General features: G+C 37.4%; 9 protein-coding genes. 7 read left to right on the top strand and 2 right to left on the bottom strand.

The genetic code is table 11. The features are described from left to right. Nucleotides 1-710: 710 nt before the first annotated feature. Together DWA31_RS14245 and DWA31_RS14240 are read right to left on the bottom strand one after the other, a co-directional pair. Nucleotides 711-2879, bottom strand: a complete 2169-nt coding sequence (locus DWA31_RS14245; RefSeq protein ID WP_210725606.1) for a bifunctional diguanylate cyclase/phosphodiesterase — start codon at nucleotides 2877-2879, stop codon at nucleotides 711-713. Between the two features lie 1118 nt (nucleotides 2880-3997). After that, nucleotides 3998-5287, bottom strand: a complete 1290-nt coding sequence (locus tag DWA31_RS14240) for a MipA/OmpV family protein (RefSeq protein WP_114327246.1) — start codon at nucleotides 5285-5287, stop codon at nucleotides 3998-4000. A gap of 271 nt (nucleotides 5288-5558) precedes the next feature. Between DWA31_RS14240 and DWA31_RS14235 the strand changes: the two genes are divergently transcribed. The 7 genes from DWA31_RS14235 to DWA31_RS14205 all read left to right on the top strand — a co-directional run bounded on the left by DWA31_RS14235 (nucleotide 5559) and on the right by DWA31_RS14205 (nucleotide 15448). Further along, nucleotides 5559-6275 carry a hypothetical protein gene (locus DWA31_RS14235; RefSeq protein WP_114327245.1) on the top strand — a complete coding sequence of 239 codons (717 nt, stop codon included), beginning with the start codon at nucleotides 5559-5561 and terminating at the stop codon, nucleotides 6273-6275. Nucleotides 6276-6397: 122 nt separating this feature from the next. Beyond that, nucleotides 6398-6700, top strand: a complete 303-nt coding sequence (locus DWA31_RS14230; RefSeq protein WP_114327244.1) for an MBL fold metallo-hydrolase — start codon at nucleotides 6398-6400, stop codon at nucleotides 6698-6700. A 187-nt stretch (nucleotides 6701-6887) separates the two neighbouring features. Beyond that, a complete protein-coding gene (locus DWA31_RS14225) occupies nucleotides 6888-8441 on the top strand; it encodes an alkyl sulfatase dimerization domain-containing protein (RefSeq protein WP_210725605.1) in 1554 nt (517 codons plus the stop codon). A gap of 32 nt (nucleotides 8442-8473) precedes the next feature. After that, on the top strand, nucleotides 8474-8722 hold the full coding sequence (locus DWA31_RS14220; protein WP_136038005.1) for a hypothetical protein: 249 nt from the start codon (nucleotides 8474-8476) through the stop codon (nucleotides 8720-8722). Nucleotides 8723-8900: 178 nt separating this feature from the next. Further along, nucleotides 8901-10742 (top strand): autotransporter assembly complex protein TamA, encoded by a 1842-nt coding sequence (locus tag DWA31_RS14215; protein WP_114327242.1) that lies wholly within the window; start codon nucleotides 8901-8903, stop codon nucleotides 10740-10742. Between the two features lie 104 nt (nucleotides 10743-10846). Then, a complete protein-coding gene (locus DWA31_RS14210; protein WP_136038004.1) occupies nucleotides 10847-14626 on the top strand; it encodes a translocation/assembly module TamB domain-containing protein in 3780 nt (1259 codons plus the stop codon). A 507-nt stretch (nucleotides 14627-15133) separates the two neighbouring features. Beyond that, on the top strand, nucleotides 15134-15448 hold the full coding sequence (locus tag DWA31_RS14205) for a hypothetical protein (RefSeq protein WP_114327240.1): 315 nt from the start codon (nucleotides 15134-15136) through the stop codon (nucleotides 15446-15448). The last annotated feature ends 272 nt before the right edge of the window (nucleotides 15449-15720 follow it).

The raw sequence follows: 15720 nt of genomic DNA, 5'->3' as shown, positions 1-15720 counted from the left end.
AATCAACCAGAAAAAGGTTGGTGGGTAACGTTATATGCCTTTGTGGAGGCTTGAGCCGTATGCAGTGAAAGTTGCACGTACGGTTCTCAGGAGGACGACACCTGGTAACAGGTGTCGTCTATCCGACTATTGCGCCATAGAATCATAAAAATTTTAATACCTAAAATCATATTAATCTAAAGTCAGCTTTTGGTATTTTTAATCAAATTAGAATTTTTGACTTTACAGATTCCTGATGATATTTAAAACAATTTCATTATCTAACGCAGGGCTGTTTTGCGTCAGATCACTTGTCGCTAGATAAGCCAATCCCAACGTCGGCTTTTGTATCTAAGTGAACATAAATATGCCTGATTTTGAGGGCTAATTTAGGTCAGCATTGTGCGCAAAGAAAAAGTAATATTTTGAAGTTTTGAGTGTTTGTCGAGGTCAACTGAACATCAGTTAGTTGACCTAAGCAAGTCGGCAAGGTGATTAAAAATCATTGGCATAGCGGACGTTCCCAAAATCGTTTTTGGGACTAATTCCATGATCAAAAAAGCAAAATACAGTTGAAGAGCAAGAGCAATATCTATGACTCCTGCAAGCTCAAACTAGCATATTTATAAGTCTTTGTTTTTCATCTGTAGTTAGGATAAATAAGTTTCTAATTGATGCCGGTAATCTTCTAAATACGCGAAATAAAAGTAAACGTAAAACTACTTATTCATTTACAATTCATTCCAGTTACAATTCAACTCTTTTAGTTGCTCTATCTTTACCGGACGGCTAAACAGATATCCTTGGCCAATATCACATTTGCTATTTTTCAATAACAACAACTGGTGCTTGTTTTCTATGCCTTCGGCAACAACTAGTATTTTTAGTGTATGTGCCATAGCAATAATTGCCCTAACAATTTTATGGTCACTGCGGTCTGATTCTATTGTGGCAATAAAACTGCGATCAATTTTAAGTTTGTTAACTGGAAAATGTTTGAGTTGCGCTAATGAGGAGTAACCCGTACCAAAATCATCAATGGAAATCTTGATCCCCATTGCACGAAGCTGCTCAATTACATATAGGGCTTCGGCAAGATTAGTCATCAAGGATGATTCTGTGATTTCGATTTCAAGCAAACGGGGATCAATATTGGTTTCACTTACGATAATACGAATATTATCGAGTAAGTTTGGATCTTCAAATTGCTTAGGAGAAAGGTTTATTGCGATTGATGGCTGAGCATCCACCTCATTTTCTCGGCGGCTAATCAACTCACATACTTCTTTAATAACCCAATAACCAATTTCTACAATTTGTCCTGAATCTTCAGCAATGCCGATAAAGCGATCTGGATAGATCAACCCTTTTTCAGGATGCTGCCAACGCACTAACGCCTCCAAACTAATAACTTTGTTAGTCTTCAACTCAACCAAGGGCTGATAATGTAACACTAACTCATGGCACTTTACGGCAGTTACCAGCTCAGTTTCAATACGATGTCTTTCAATCGCCTGTTGTTGAAGCTTTTGATTAAAAAAACTATAACGGCTTTTACCGGCATTTTTTGCGGAATACATAGCCATATCAGCATTGCGTAATAACTCAAGGACTTCGTTACCGTCTTGAGGAATTAAGGTAATACCAATTGATGTGGAAAGAACAAAACTACGATCACCAAAGATTACCGGTTGTTTAATTTCTTCAATTAATTTTTCAGCAATTTTACTGATCGAATTAACGGAATCAGTGTTAAGTAATAGCACCGCAAACTCATCCCCCCCCAAACGAGAAACAACGTCACCAACTCGTACCGACTTAGTAATCCTATCAGCAATCTGAGTTAAAAGCTGATCACCAAAATTGTGTCCCATTGAGTCATTAACCCGCTTAAAATTATCTAAATCCAAGTAAAATAGGGCTGCTGTTTTGTTATAGCGTTTCTGTTCAAATAAAAATTGTTCTAGATACTTGTTCAAATATCGCCGGTTGGCTAATCCCGTCAAATGATCATTAAAAGCGAGTTTTTCCAATTCTGCCGTTTTTTGCTTTACCACCAGTTGTAATAACTCTGGCTGGCGTTGAAGGTAAGTGATCAACCACGCGGCGAGTAAGCCCAATAATAAACTCACGAAATAGGCAAAAAAATTAGACTTAGAATTCAGACTTGCTCGGCTTATGGTTAATGTCCATGTGGTATTTGGCAATTCTATCTTCGCTGATTGAGATATGTCATCTAAGCGATCTTTTGAACGTGCAAAAACTTCTTTTTGACCGGTATCTGGATGAATTCGACTAAGACTATAATGGTACCCTTTGCTTTCTAATTCTTTTAATTTAGTCACGGCTAAAAGTTTGTCCAAATAAATCAATGCCGAGGTAAATCCCCAAAAGGTATCTTTGCCATCAACATTAAAAAACACTGGTTTTCTGCCAATAATTGCGATCCCCCCTTGCACTAATTTGAACGGTCCTGCCAAGGTCAGTTGTCTCTTAGAAATAGCCAATATAGCTTCATTACGGCGACTATCGTCACGCAGTATATTGTGGCCAATCGCTTTTTCGTTGCCTAAGAGTGGGTGTATCTGACTGATGATACCATTGGGAGCCAATTGCAGATTAGAAATCCCCCCCATTGAATCGATTACCGCTTGAGCATAAGTATCAAAGTCAGTGAAGTTGCCGTTATTTTGTTTAATTTCAATCGCCAATATATCGGTTGCAGATAACGATCGGTATAATCGGCGCTCTACGGTAATCGCTTCAGAATTGGTAATTTCGCTCAACAGAAATTGTTGCTCATTTGTCGTTAACATTTGACTTTGGTATTGCCAAAAAAAACCAACGCTACTTACCATAACAAAGAAGGCGAAACTAATTAGCCATCTAATACTTGTCAACGCAACTCTTGCCATAACTTAACTATTTTTTTCCATATATTTTGAATTTAACTACTCTCCAATGTTTAATCAATACTACTTTATCTGGGAGTAATTCACATTAGACTTTTGGCTTTATTTCGGGTCGCAGTATTAGTTTAATGATGAATGACGGCAATGGTGTGTATAGTTCGCATTCCGACAGAGCTGCTTATTGGTTAAGTTATTCTCAAGAGGCACCTGTTTTCATCTATAGGGAATGTCTGAAATCAGGAAACAGCTAGCGTATTGTGATTGTTGAGCTATGTCCGCTGTAGATCAAAACATACAAATTATTTCAATGTAAATTCTAAAAAAACTAACTTCTATACTGTGGCAGAAGTGATCGTAAAATAAGTCGACCAGAGTAAATTAAAATGATTTGTCGCGGTGGCGACGACACCCAAAAAGAAAGAGTGAGACTGTCTCCGCTCTTTCTTCTCCCTTTGGAATCCCTCGGAGCTGCTAACAAACGTATTCTTCAATTCACTCAAATGTTATCGACCTAACAGCGCTGATGGCACATCCATGTGCCGACATCGCTTTGTTCATCATTCCTGATGAACATACGTGAACACTTTCACTCATTTCAGCGTTTGTTCAAGCAGACTTGGTGCTTGTTTCATCTATGGTCATTATTCAACTATCCCAAAGCTATTGGGTGTAATAATTCTGCTTTGTTACCAAATACTCCAAATCCCATCTCAGCAATTCAACCTTCAACTAGCAAAGGTAGATCTCGACCCGAGACAGGACGTCGAGGGCTGCCGTTGTTCATGGACGATAAATCGGCAGGAATCGTGGTTTACGCTAGTTGGTGATTGAATGTTCTGCTGAGTAGGGCGTCTCAGGGGTTCCAAGGGGAGGCGCGGCGGTACGTCGCCCCTTGTGTGTGGTCGCCACCGCGACGCCAAGCAGGAAAAACAAACTATAAGATCTTAAATAAGGAAAATAATAGTTAGCTGTTGTTCACGCCCCACACATTTTTTCTAGCAATTAATTGCCGTTTAAAGTGGCGTTATCGATACAAAATCTAATCCGAAACGTCATTTTATATTAACAGCTAGTGACCGCAAAGTGGTAATAATTAACATTCCAGACTAGAAATCAAATTGCAGATACACGGTATTGTAATTACTACCACCTTTGATACGGCCAAATTGTGAGGCCGATTCAAACATTGACGAACGGTGGTGAATACCGTAACCAAGCCAAGTGCCTTTTAAAGCTTTTGCGTTAAATATATCTCCAATATTAATGTCTACTGAGATGTCGATTGCATTCATCAATTTACTTGGGCGATAACCTTTTTCCTCCATTTCTGTTTTTTCTATATAAGTAACACTTGATACATACGACAACCCTTCAGCAAAACCTATTCGCCATCTAACAGGCCAGTGAATGGTGTAGTAAGCTTTAATCGCTAATACATACTCTTGTTCAAGATTTTGCACCTCTGATTTCCAATGCAATGCGAGCCCTGTGGTTAGGTATAAATCGATGGGTAAACCAAATAATTCATCAGTAAGAGGTAAACCGTAATAAATTGAGGACATTTGATTGTTATACTCATCCTTTTCTCCGTCACCGGCAATTATATCGCCGATATTAGAGGGGGTAGCCCAACCATGTGAAACACGTAAATAGCCACTATTGCCGATTGAAGATTTGTTTGCTTTACTCTTATCATTAAAAAAAGCAAAACCTAAATAGGCTTCGCTTTGCCAGCGTTGATCAACCGCTGTACTGTGATAAGCGTTATTATCTAAACCTGTGATACCAACAGAGCCAATAATATATAGATTAGAAGCAACATGGTAACGAGATTCAATATTAGCATTAACATCAAACCCAGCGCCAATGCGCTCATCGGTGAGCTCTTCTAGTGCAAAATACTTACTATTGAATGAAGCACTTTTATAACGTGTACTTATTTTTGGCATGAACTCCCAATTATTGTAATGAAAGTACCAACTGCTACTTATATTAAGATAAGGGTTACCGTCTAAATCACCAAAGGCTTCAACATCATAAAAATGATTCTCGCTGGTGTGGTTTCGCCATTGAAAACCCATATCAACGGAATCACCTTGAACGATGTTTTGGTATTCTGCTGGAATATCAAAAAAACGCATTCGCGCCATTACATTAAGTTCCCAATCATTTTCATCTAAAAGGTGTACCCCACCTTCCGTACCACGAATAAAAAAGGTATCGCCTTCATAAAACATCATTGGCACAACGCTTGATACGTTATCCTCTTCGGTATCAAAGTGAATATTTGCCGTTCTCATGGTTAAGGCTAAACCCCATGGCTTTTCTTTTTCATCAGTTTTAGCAAAGGCATTGGTGCTTATTGTTATTAACAATAAGGCGAATATAAAGCGCATGGTTGATTATCTTCTCGTCGAATGAGCTAACTAATTGATGTCGATGTAATTAGTTTATGATAAACAATTTACCATTTATATGCAGTAACTTATGGTAAATGTGTGATATTAATCTGATGAAATACCTGATAGGTACTAAACACACATTAAGAAATAAAAAGCACACATCAATGATGACAAAATCATCTTAAAGTACTCCCATAAACAAGGGAGATTAAGTACACACAGCCCTTTAAAAGTGCATTCAGAAAATACTTTAAGGAAGTTCACAATGAAAAAAAAACTATTAGCAAGCACGTTATTAACGATGACACTGCTGCTACCCGCGTTAAGTTTTGCACAAGAAAAACATCATGATGATCCAACAAAAATTGTCACCAAATTAGGTGTAGGTTATAACGATGGTTTAACTTTTTCAGGATCTATTGGCTTAGATGAAGTACGGATGATTAATGCCAGTATCGACGAAGATGCAAGTGAATGGCGAATCGGTGGTTCATGGTTATTTGATATCGGTATTGTAAATTTTAATTTTAGCCGGGTAGATTATGAAAATGATGTCTATAAAAATAACTACAGCGTCGGCACTTTTATTCCACTGAGTATTTTTGGCTTTACCCCGGGTGGCTGGCAAATATTCCCCATGGCCGGTTATAACTATAATGATGGTAACCAACTGACCGAGAAAAACGCCCCTACTCTTTCAATCAGTAACTTTAACGCTGGTGATTTTGTTCTGATACCAAGCTCAAGCCATGGTGCATACCTAGGAGCTTTTGGATTAAAGCCATTGACTGAAAATTTTTCGTTAATTGCTTTAGCTGGTGGTATGGCTGGCTCAAACAGTTACTCGGGTTATTGGGCTGGTGGCGGCTTAAGTTATAAAATTAATAATCAGCAATCTTTTGGTATTTTTGGCATTATTTCAGATGACGACTACGGACAAAGAAATGATATAGCGATTTCGTATTCTTATCAGTTTAATTAGGCACATAGTTACCTTTTTTATTACACATCCATCACCCAGATTAACACGCAGGCACTTCCGGCTATGTTTCTCCAAAAGATATTGCTGCGGGTAAAATCAACCTTATTGCTCATGATACTTTTATGGAAAACCTAGCACTTGAAGGCGGTTTTACTTCGCCAATTATGAGTCAACGTGGTGTTTATGATTTTGGTGCACAGTTAGAGTTAAGGCCGAAGGGGTTTGTTAATCAGGGGGTTGCTATTCAAAACGAAGGTGCATTTGAAGACCGTGCTAAAGGCTCTTATACCGCAACACCTAATTTAACTTTTAGTGATAAAATCACTATTTTGGTTGATGGTGTAGAAATGGAATTGTTTCATGTGCCAAGTGAAGCCCCTGATCACATCGACAGAAGTACAATTTTTCACGCCGCTCTACACTAAATCACACATTGAACAAAACTTTCCACACATCAACGAAGCAAGTGCTGTTATAAACTTTATTCATTCACTAGGAACAGTAAATTCTAGCCAAGTAAGATAAGTGATAGATCATGGGCTTATACGCTCCTAATACATCAAACCATTTAAAGTTAGTTTTTTTGAAACATTAACACTTAGGAATTAAAAAATGAAAAAAAGTATTATAAGTCTTAGTCTTACCGCAATTTTCAGCACGATAATATTTGGTAGTTATGCCTATGCTAATGTTCAAAAAAATGAAGTGAGCAACCCATATATGGGGGCCCCCGTTACTTTAGCAGAAGCACCGAATGGCGCTATTGTTAATCAAGAGGTACTTACTCGTGTTAACAATGCAGCATGGACAACCCCAACCATTGAACAACCTGCTGAGGGTATATGGGTATTTGGTGGATATGCCTTAGCGCCAATGACGATTATTGATACGCCAGAAGGACTCATTGCCTTTGATACCGGCGATGCAAAACATGACGGTGAAGTTTTTCTTAAAGCAATCCGCACGGTAACTGACAAACCCATTAAAGCGATTATTTATGGTCATTCACATACCGGTTTAGGTGCAGGTGTTTTAGCCGAGGGTAATGACGATATTATCATTATTGGTCACCCTGAGGTCAATAAAGTTGTTGCTAACAACCTAAAAGGCGGCGGTGCTCCTGCATACTTTCCTGAGCTAGGTCCATACCTTACTGGTCGAGCTGCAGCACAATTTAATGGTTTTACCCCAACAGAAGGACCTGATGCTTGGGTACTACCTTTAGTTCTACCTGCAGAGTTAGAGTCTACATATCTGCCAGTTAATACCCCTGTAGAACATGAACAGGAATTGACAGTACTTGGTCAAAAAATGAAGTTTTTCACTAAATGGGGTAGTGACGATAAAGTTCATACTGAAGTTTGGTTAGAAGACAGGAAAATATTGCTAACAACCCTGTTATGGTTATCACCACCGCAACTTTATTCAGTACGTGGCGATGTTTTTCGTGACCCTCAAGTATGGATGGCTGGTTTACAACACCATCGTGATCTTGGCGCCGAGGTGTTAATTAGTGCTGCTGCTCGCCCTGTAGTAGGCAAAGAAAAAATTAAAAATACGATAGAAGGCTATCTTGATGGTGCAATGTTTGTTTTAGACCAAACAATTCGTGGCATTAATAATGGTCAAGGGCCACAAGAACTACGCCAAACAATGGTATTTCCAGACTATTTAGATGCCATCCCAAATAACTTCCAAGCCTATGGCGAAATATCCTCTTATGCTCCAGCTATTTTTACTCATGCTGTTGGTTGGTACGACGGTGATGCAGCGACATTAAAACAGATATCAAAGCTTGATCAAGCAGAGCGATTAGTGCCGTTATTAGGTGGTCGTAACAAAGTTCTTACCGCCGCACGTGATGCAATGAAGAAAAGCGAATTTGTTTGGGCAGCACAACTAGTTAATCACTTATATCAGATTGACCCACAAGATATGGAAGTAAGACAACTAAAGGCTGATGCTTTACGTGCTATGTCTTATGTGGCGACAGGTGGCAACGATCGTGCTCACTTAACAACGCAAGCATTAGCATTAGAAGGTAAAATTCACTTACCACGTTTAATTTTACCACAAGCAGTGCAAATTACGTCATCGCCTAGCACTTTTGTTGATTACTTACGTGTCCGGTTAGACCCGGTAAAAAGTGAGTTATTGCACAAGTGAATGAACAACGCTTTATAATCACTGAGTCTACTATGGAAGCAAGCAGAGAATTGCTTGATATAAACCAGATAGAAATCAATACGCTTTTACAAGATTTACAACGCGCTATTAATGATTATGACAGTGATGCTTTATCGCTGATAAAACAGTTGCAGCAGGTTAAAAATCTACAGCCATTAAAAAGTGAGTTTGATACCTTGGCGCTAACGCTCGATAATTTTGATTTCAATAAAGCTGAACTACTATTAGCTGACCTTGTTGAGAGCTTATCTTTTAATTGATAACCCTATAAAAATAACTAATAAACCTGAATGATGAGTGGTTTTCCTTGTATATCTGTAGTCGCTTTTATATTTGCATTCATGCGATAATAAGCGAAAATATAGTCGAATTAATAGTTTTAATAATAGGTAGCCACATTACAATTATGATATCCACTTATTACTGGCTTACAGCATAATGTTCTCTTTTAGGGGATTAGTAAGCGGCTTTATTATTTTTATTATAAGTCCTTCGGTTTACGCAAGTAATTTAGTTGTTACACTCAATGGTCAACTGCCAAAAGTTGTTCACAGCAATGTACGCTCTCATTTAGGTAAATTACCCGATAGTGAGTTAGAGCGCTCTGCTTTTATTTATATCGCCAAAGATAACACCAATCATGCATTGCAAGCCTTAGGCTATTATCAAGCAGAGATTATTGCCAAAGTTAATCAAGGTAAAGCTAATACTGAAAAAAGTAGTATCAAAAAATTTAATACAAAAAAAAATAGTCAAACCCCATGGCAACTTACCCTTACCATTACCTTAAATTCTCCGACTTTAATCGATAAAGTGGATATAAACATTGATGGTGACGCGAGTGAAGATCCCGCTTTTAAAGCGTTATTGAATAATCATGAGATTAAACAGGGTGAGGTACTTCATCACGGCAAGTATGAAAAATTAAAATCTGATTTTATTTCTTTAGCTTTACAGCGTGGTTATTTTAATGGCGAATTAACTGAAAGTAAAATAGCGATCAAAAATCAATATCACTACGCTGATATTACATTGCATTATAAAAGTGGCCCACGATATCAGTTTGGTGAAGTCACCTTTTCTGATTTTGAACTTGACCCTGAGTTGTTATCAAGGTTAATCCCATTTCAGAAAAATGCATACTACAGCACCACCACTTTTCATCAACTACAGAATCAACTGCAATCAACTCAGTATTTTTCCAGTATTGTCGCAATTCAAGGTGATAAAAACGAAGACGACATTAATTATAAATATACTGTCCCCATTAATGTTTCATTAACTGCCGCTAAAAGCCATCAATTCGATTTAGGTATTGGTTATGCCACCGATACACAATTTCGTCTTTCTGCGGGTTGGCGTACTCCTTTGATCAACCGGCACGGTCACTTTCAAGAAACCAAAGTTGAGTACTCTAAGTTAAACCCAACAGGTAAATTTATTTATAGCATACCTCTAAGTCATCCAACGAATGATTTACTTCAATTTAAAATAACCATTGAAAATGACAACTACGCTGATTTTGATACTAAGTTTTTATCAACTCAAATAGGCCGAGTTGTCAGTAAAAATAACTGGCAACGACAAATTTATATCCGTTATCATCAAGAGTCATGGCAATATGAGCTTGATGATACAACACCGAATATTAATTGGGATGAATTAGATGCCGCAACTTATATTATACCGGGTATCACTTGGTCAAAAACGGAACGCTCAGGATCTCCATTAGATCCAAGTTCAGGTTTTCGTCAAACATATAATATTGAAGGGGCTCATTTAAATGCAGGTTCAGACAATAGTTTCTTTAGAGTACATAGCCGTTGGAATTATATTACAAAATTAACCGCCAATCACCGATTGGTTGCACGCGCTGAACTAGGCGCGATTTATGTTGATAGAGATGCTGAATTAGCCCCTTCATTACGTTTTTATGCCGGTGGCGATCAGAGTATTAGAGGTTTCGCTTATCAATCTATCGGGTCAACTGTTCCTTCTTCATCAGACCCGGATCAAGCAGTGCCAATTGTAATAGGGAGTACCCGACTTATGGTGGCAAGTATAGAATATCAATATTACCTCAACAATAAATGGCGTGTCGCCTTATTTTCTGATGGTGGTAGCGCCGCCAATAAAGGCGAATTTGAACCAGTGTACTCTTTGGGCTCAGGTTTACACTATATGTCACCCGTGGGCGCAATCAGGTTTGACGTTGCTTACGGCATTGATGGCGATAATAAAAACTGGCGAATTCATGTCAACTTAGGTGCTGAATTGTGATCTGGCGAAGAGTAAGCTTTAACATAGTAAAACTGTGCATAATATTGTTTTGTTTGTTCACTATTTTACTGGCCACTCCTTGGGGGAGCCGGTTAACGATTAGCTTGCTGAATAACATTGACGGTATTAATGCTGATTACAAAGCCGGCTCCTTAGTCAGAGATATTGAGCTCAACTCTTTACATCTTAACTTAGAGACACTTGATATTCGTATTAAGGATTTAGCTGTTGAGATTGACTTCTCTTGCAGCTGGAAAAAAGAACTGTGCCTTGATTCAATAAGATCTTCACAATTATTAATAACTTACACTGACGACAGTAAAAATAAAAAGTCGAGAAACGAACCTGAAACAGTCAATGATGGCAGTTTATTTGTTATGCCCTTTGCCATAAAAGTTCAAGCAGTAGAGTTAACAAAAAGCCACCTAGTGATTAACCAAACTCTGATAGATATTGAGCAATTCACGGCTCAAGTAGAGATTAAAACCAGTCAATTTACCATATTACATCCCAACGCTAGTCGATTAACCATCGCGCTAGAAAGTAATGAAAATAGTAAAAATAAAAAAAGTAATGCAAAAGATACGGGAAATTCAGTCCATGTACTTTTTAGTACCTTACCTGAAGTTCATTTACCCGTAGCGTTAAACATTCAACAGTTATTCGTTGATGAATTACGAATTATCGATCAGAAAGATAAAACCAATGATGCCCTGAAAAATGATGTCCAATGGCCTTATCAGCAGAGTCACCTTACCGTCACTTGGGTAAAAAGTGATGTAAATATAACGAACTTTCAAACCTCAACCGTAGACTATTCAATTAAACATTTAGCGGTAAAAACACAACTTATACCGCCTTATAAAATCAATGCTAAGTTAACCACGCAGTTACATGAAATTCCACTTTGGCCTGAAGCATCTAACTCGATAGTAGCTATATCTTTGCAGGGTGCCGTAGATGATTTAACGGTGAATGCTGTAAGTCAAGGTAGCCTAGTTTTTAACAGTCAGGCGCACATTAATTTAACGTATCATCAACTGCCATTTAGCCTACAATTATCGGCTGATAAATTACCACTGCCCTTATATTTAGCGCAATACGGACAACCTTCATCACTTTCTTTAGCGGTGCAAGGTGACTTGATTAAGCAAACGGTTAATTTGAGCAGTCAACTCAATAGCTATGGTTATAAAAATGGTCAATTGAGCTTAACAGCTAAGCATCAACACGGTGCCATCACCCTTAATGAATTAACCTTTAATGATAAAGGCTCTGATAGCCAATTAAATTTACACGGGAATATTGATTTTCAGTCAACAGGAACAAATTGGGAATTATTTGCTGATTCTTCTGGCTTTACCTTGCCTCAAGTTAACCTTAAGGCGTTAGTTTTTCCAGAAAGTACTAACGTCAATACTAACGCCAACACAGAAAATAAAACGAACGTTGTTGAAACGATGCTCCCTGACGTTATCAAGGGTCGAGTTTTAGGTAAAATAGCCAGTACTGGCATCTGGTCTGAGTCGCAATGGTCATTCTCTGTTAATGATACGGATGTTTCTGGAACCATTAATAATTATGCACTAATCATTCAAGGTGACATCGCCTTAAATCAATCAGGCTATTTTTCATCAGGTAATTTATCCCAGGGTGAACTGCTAGTTGCCTTGGGTAAGGACCAATTAACATTACAAACGTTCCGCGATAATAACTGGCATGTTAACGGCCAATTGTTTATCGATAACATTAGTCATTGGTACCAAGACGCGAGTGGCTCTATCTCCAGTGATTTTTCGATAAAGGGAAATAAAGAAAATCCAATCATTACACTTAACACCAAGCTAAAAAAACTAAATTGGCAACAATTTTATAGTTCGTCGCTAGAGGTCATCGCAAGTTATCAGCCATTTAATTATCATAAAACTCAGTTAACAGTAAAAAATGACCATTTAGTAATAACGGGGAAAAGTGATATAGCTACTATTGATAAAATAGCGTTCAACTTTTCTGGTGATATCTATCAGCAGCAACTAAAGGTTGATTGGCAAGGTGATCTTTCTGGAAATTTAAAGTTAACCAGCCAATGGGATGAAGCACTGAACCTTTGGCAAAGCTCTATTGAGCAAGCAGGCTTAACTTATCAACAAATGACTTGGCGCAATAACAAAGTTTTTTCACTTGATTTTGATTTAAACAAACAACAGTTTTTAATAGATAAACACTGTTGGCAAGGTAAAGGTCTTGATATTTGTTTACCTCTCAATACTAGCGTTGGTAAATCTGGTGATATAACGCTAACGCTAAATATAGATTTATCGTTAATGGATGAGTTAATTTTACCCGAAGAAGTACAGCTAAAGAGTAAGATTTCAGGTGAGATAAAAGCACTATGGTCACCTACTCAAGCAATATGGGCAAAGGCTAACTTTGCTTTGTCGCCAGGTCACATAAAAGTAAATAATGGTTTTACTGAGCAACAAATTTCACAATGGCACAAAGGAGAGCTTTCGTTCTCTGTAAGCGAAGCGCAATTAACAAGTAAACTCCAGTTAAAGGATGCTCAAGAAGAAGTGCTTATTGAAACAAAATCAAAAGTTAACTTTATTGACGACTTTCCTATTGATGCTCAAATAATACTTAACCAATTTAATTTACACCCCTTTCAGGCGGTCATTAGCAACGTTGTAAATTTACAAGGCAGCTTAACCGCAATGTTAACAATTGAGGGGACGATTAAGTCTCCTTTAATTAATGGCAATCTAGCACTCCATAATGGTGAGTTATTACTCAGTCATAATCCTAATAAATTTGAAAATATTAGTGCAGAACTTCAAATTAACAATAAACATGTGGAAATGGTTGGCGAGTTTTACATAAAAGAAAGCAAGGCAACGCTAAAGGGTCAACTTGCATGGCAAGATAGCCTTACCATGGATATAGATCTTAAGGCCAAGGACTTACCCTTGGTATTTCCAGCGCAGTTAGTCATGAACATATCTCCCACATTAAATTTTTCATTGAAGAAGAAATCACTGTCAATCACAGGTAACCTAGATGTATTAGAGGGTAGTTATAATATTGAAAACCTTCCTGAAGGCAGTATTTCTCTAAGTGATGATGTCATTATTGTTGATCAACAAGGTAAGGAGATTTTTAAAGAGACCTCTGAATTTAATATTGAAACAAATGTGAGAGTTAATATCGCCAAAGCATTTGAAGTATCAGGACAAGGATTACAAAGTCACTTATTTGGACAACTACAAATCAGTCAAAAGGATAAACGACCATTACAACTTTTTGGCAGTATTCAATCAGACAATGGCACATACCAAGCTTATGGACAAAAGTTGAATATTGAAAAAGGAAAGCTAACTTTTAACGGGCCTATTGATAACCCTTATTTTAATTTGCGAGCAAGTAGACATATTAAAGCTGAGAACATTGAAGTGGGTCTTCAAATAACAGGCTTAGCTGAGACCTTAGATATGCAATTATTCTCTACACCCACGATGGAAAGGCCTGAAATGCTCTCCTATTTAGCTAGAGGGAGAGGTTTAGATTCTGGCGGCGGCAATAGCACTGCAGCAGCAAGTATGCTGATTGGTTTTGGAGTAACGAATAGTGTTGGCTTATTTGATCAAATAGAGAAACTATCCCTCATTAGTAATATTGCCTTAGATACTGAAGGTGAAGGCGAAACAACACAAGCAACCATTAGTGGTTATATTGGTAATCGTGTCTATTTGAAATATGGCGTTGGCGTATATGAGCCAATTAATGAGTTAACGGTAAGGTTGTATTTACTAAATCGATTATGGTTAGAAATCGTGAGTGGCTTTGAGCAATCGAGTGATCTGTATTATTCATTTGATGTGGATTAATGACCATAAATTAGAGTTTAGTCTCGCACAATTAACAATGAAATTTAGTAAACATTCACCCTAACCTATTCACCTTCTCGTTAATCACCTTCTAAAACGTTACCAACTAAGTTAAACAACTTATTCCTATTTACCCTCCAGGTTCAGCCTTAATGTGTTTTTTATTAATTCACATTCAGAAATGTAATCACACTTTACTGCACTTTTTGTACACAGCCTAAACGTGATGTTTTTTATAAACTTCCCTTACTAACTCACCACCTGAAAAAAAATGTAAGGATATTATGAATACGTTAAAACAACATCGAGAAAAAATATTTTTAACCCTTTGGGGAGCAATATTATTTATCATTATTGTTGAACGAGATATTTCAGCACTGCTTTAAAATTAATTGCTCATCCGTGATCACCGTCATCACACTTTGAATCGGTTATGACACACATTACTGGAGACTGATTTAAATTATGGTTTCATCTCAAAACAAATTGTCTCTAAAAGGAAAAATTATGAACATCATTAAAAAACACTTTTTAAAAAAAGAATTTGAAATAGTAAATTCTCAGAAAAATAATCAATCAATCGTCTTGCGAGATGAAAAAATAATTAATCCGAAAGAGCAAAATATCCAACACAGCATGATTAGAGATGGAAATGGCGTCACTCATAAATTAGTCTTAGCTATAAATGAAAAACTATCTGTTTATGGTGTGGGAGAAGTATCTAGCTATGATTTAAATAAAAATGGCAAACTCATCATGGATTTATCATTGTATGAGCATGAGTTACGCATAAACAACTCAACTAGGAGTCAGAGCCAGTAATCATATATTGAAAATCAACAACTTACTTACTATTAAAAATATCAAATGCATTACTGCTCTTTATCTGTTTTTTTGTTGCAACTGTCGGCCTTAATGAATTATGCCACACTTTTATAGGTCCAAGTAACAATATTCTATGTCGCTTTGTGCCGTGCGACGTGAAGTCGTATGTTACGCTGTTCACCGCGATAAGAGTGAACCATCTGTATCACCAGATGACCCTAAGACTCTGAATAAAGTAGCGAGTCTGACAATGTAACAAAGTCCACTGG

It is taken from the genome of Candidatus Colwellia aromaticivorans, from assembly GCF_003333305.1.
GTDB classification, from domain to species: Bacteria; Pseudomonadota; Gammaproteobacteria; order Enterobacterales; family Alteromonadaceae; genus Colwellia; species Colwellia aromaticivorans.
This window is presented reverse-complemented; position numbering and strand designations above follow the sequence as displayed.

Bases quoted from the DNA above. Each gene is read 5' to 3' on its own strand.
- DWA31_RS14235 (WP_114327245.1), top strand. From the start codon at position 5,559: ATGAAAAAAAAACTATTAGCAAGCACGTTATTAACGATGACACTGCTG.
- DWA31_RS14240 (WP_114327246.1), bottom strand. From the start codon at position 5,287: ATGCGCTTTATATTCGCCTTATTGTTAATAACAATAAGCACCAATGCC.
- DWA31_RS14230 (WP_114327244.1), top strand. From the start codon at position 6,398: ATGGAAAACCTAGCACTTGAAGGCGGTTTTACTTCGCCAATTATGAGT.
- DWA31_RS14215 (WP_114327242.1), top strand. From the start codon at position 8,901: ATGTTCTCTTTTAGGGGATTAGTAAGCGGCTTTATTATTTTTATTATA.
- DWA31_RS14205 (WP_114327240.1), top strand. From the start codon at position 15,134: ATGAACATCATTAAAAAACACTTTTTAAAAAAAGAATTTGAAATAGTA.
- DWA31_RS14220 (WP_136038005.1), top strand. From the start codon at position 8,474: ATGGAAGCAAGCAGAGAATTGCTTGATATAAACCAGATAGAAATCAAT.
- DWA31_RS14225 (WP_210725605.1), top strand. From the start codon at position 6,888: ATGAAAAAAAGTATTATAAGTCTTAGTCTTACCGCAATTTTCAGCACG.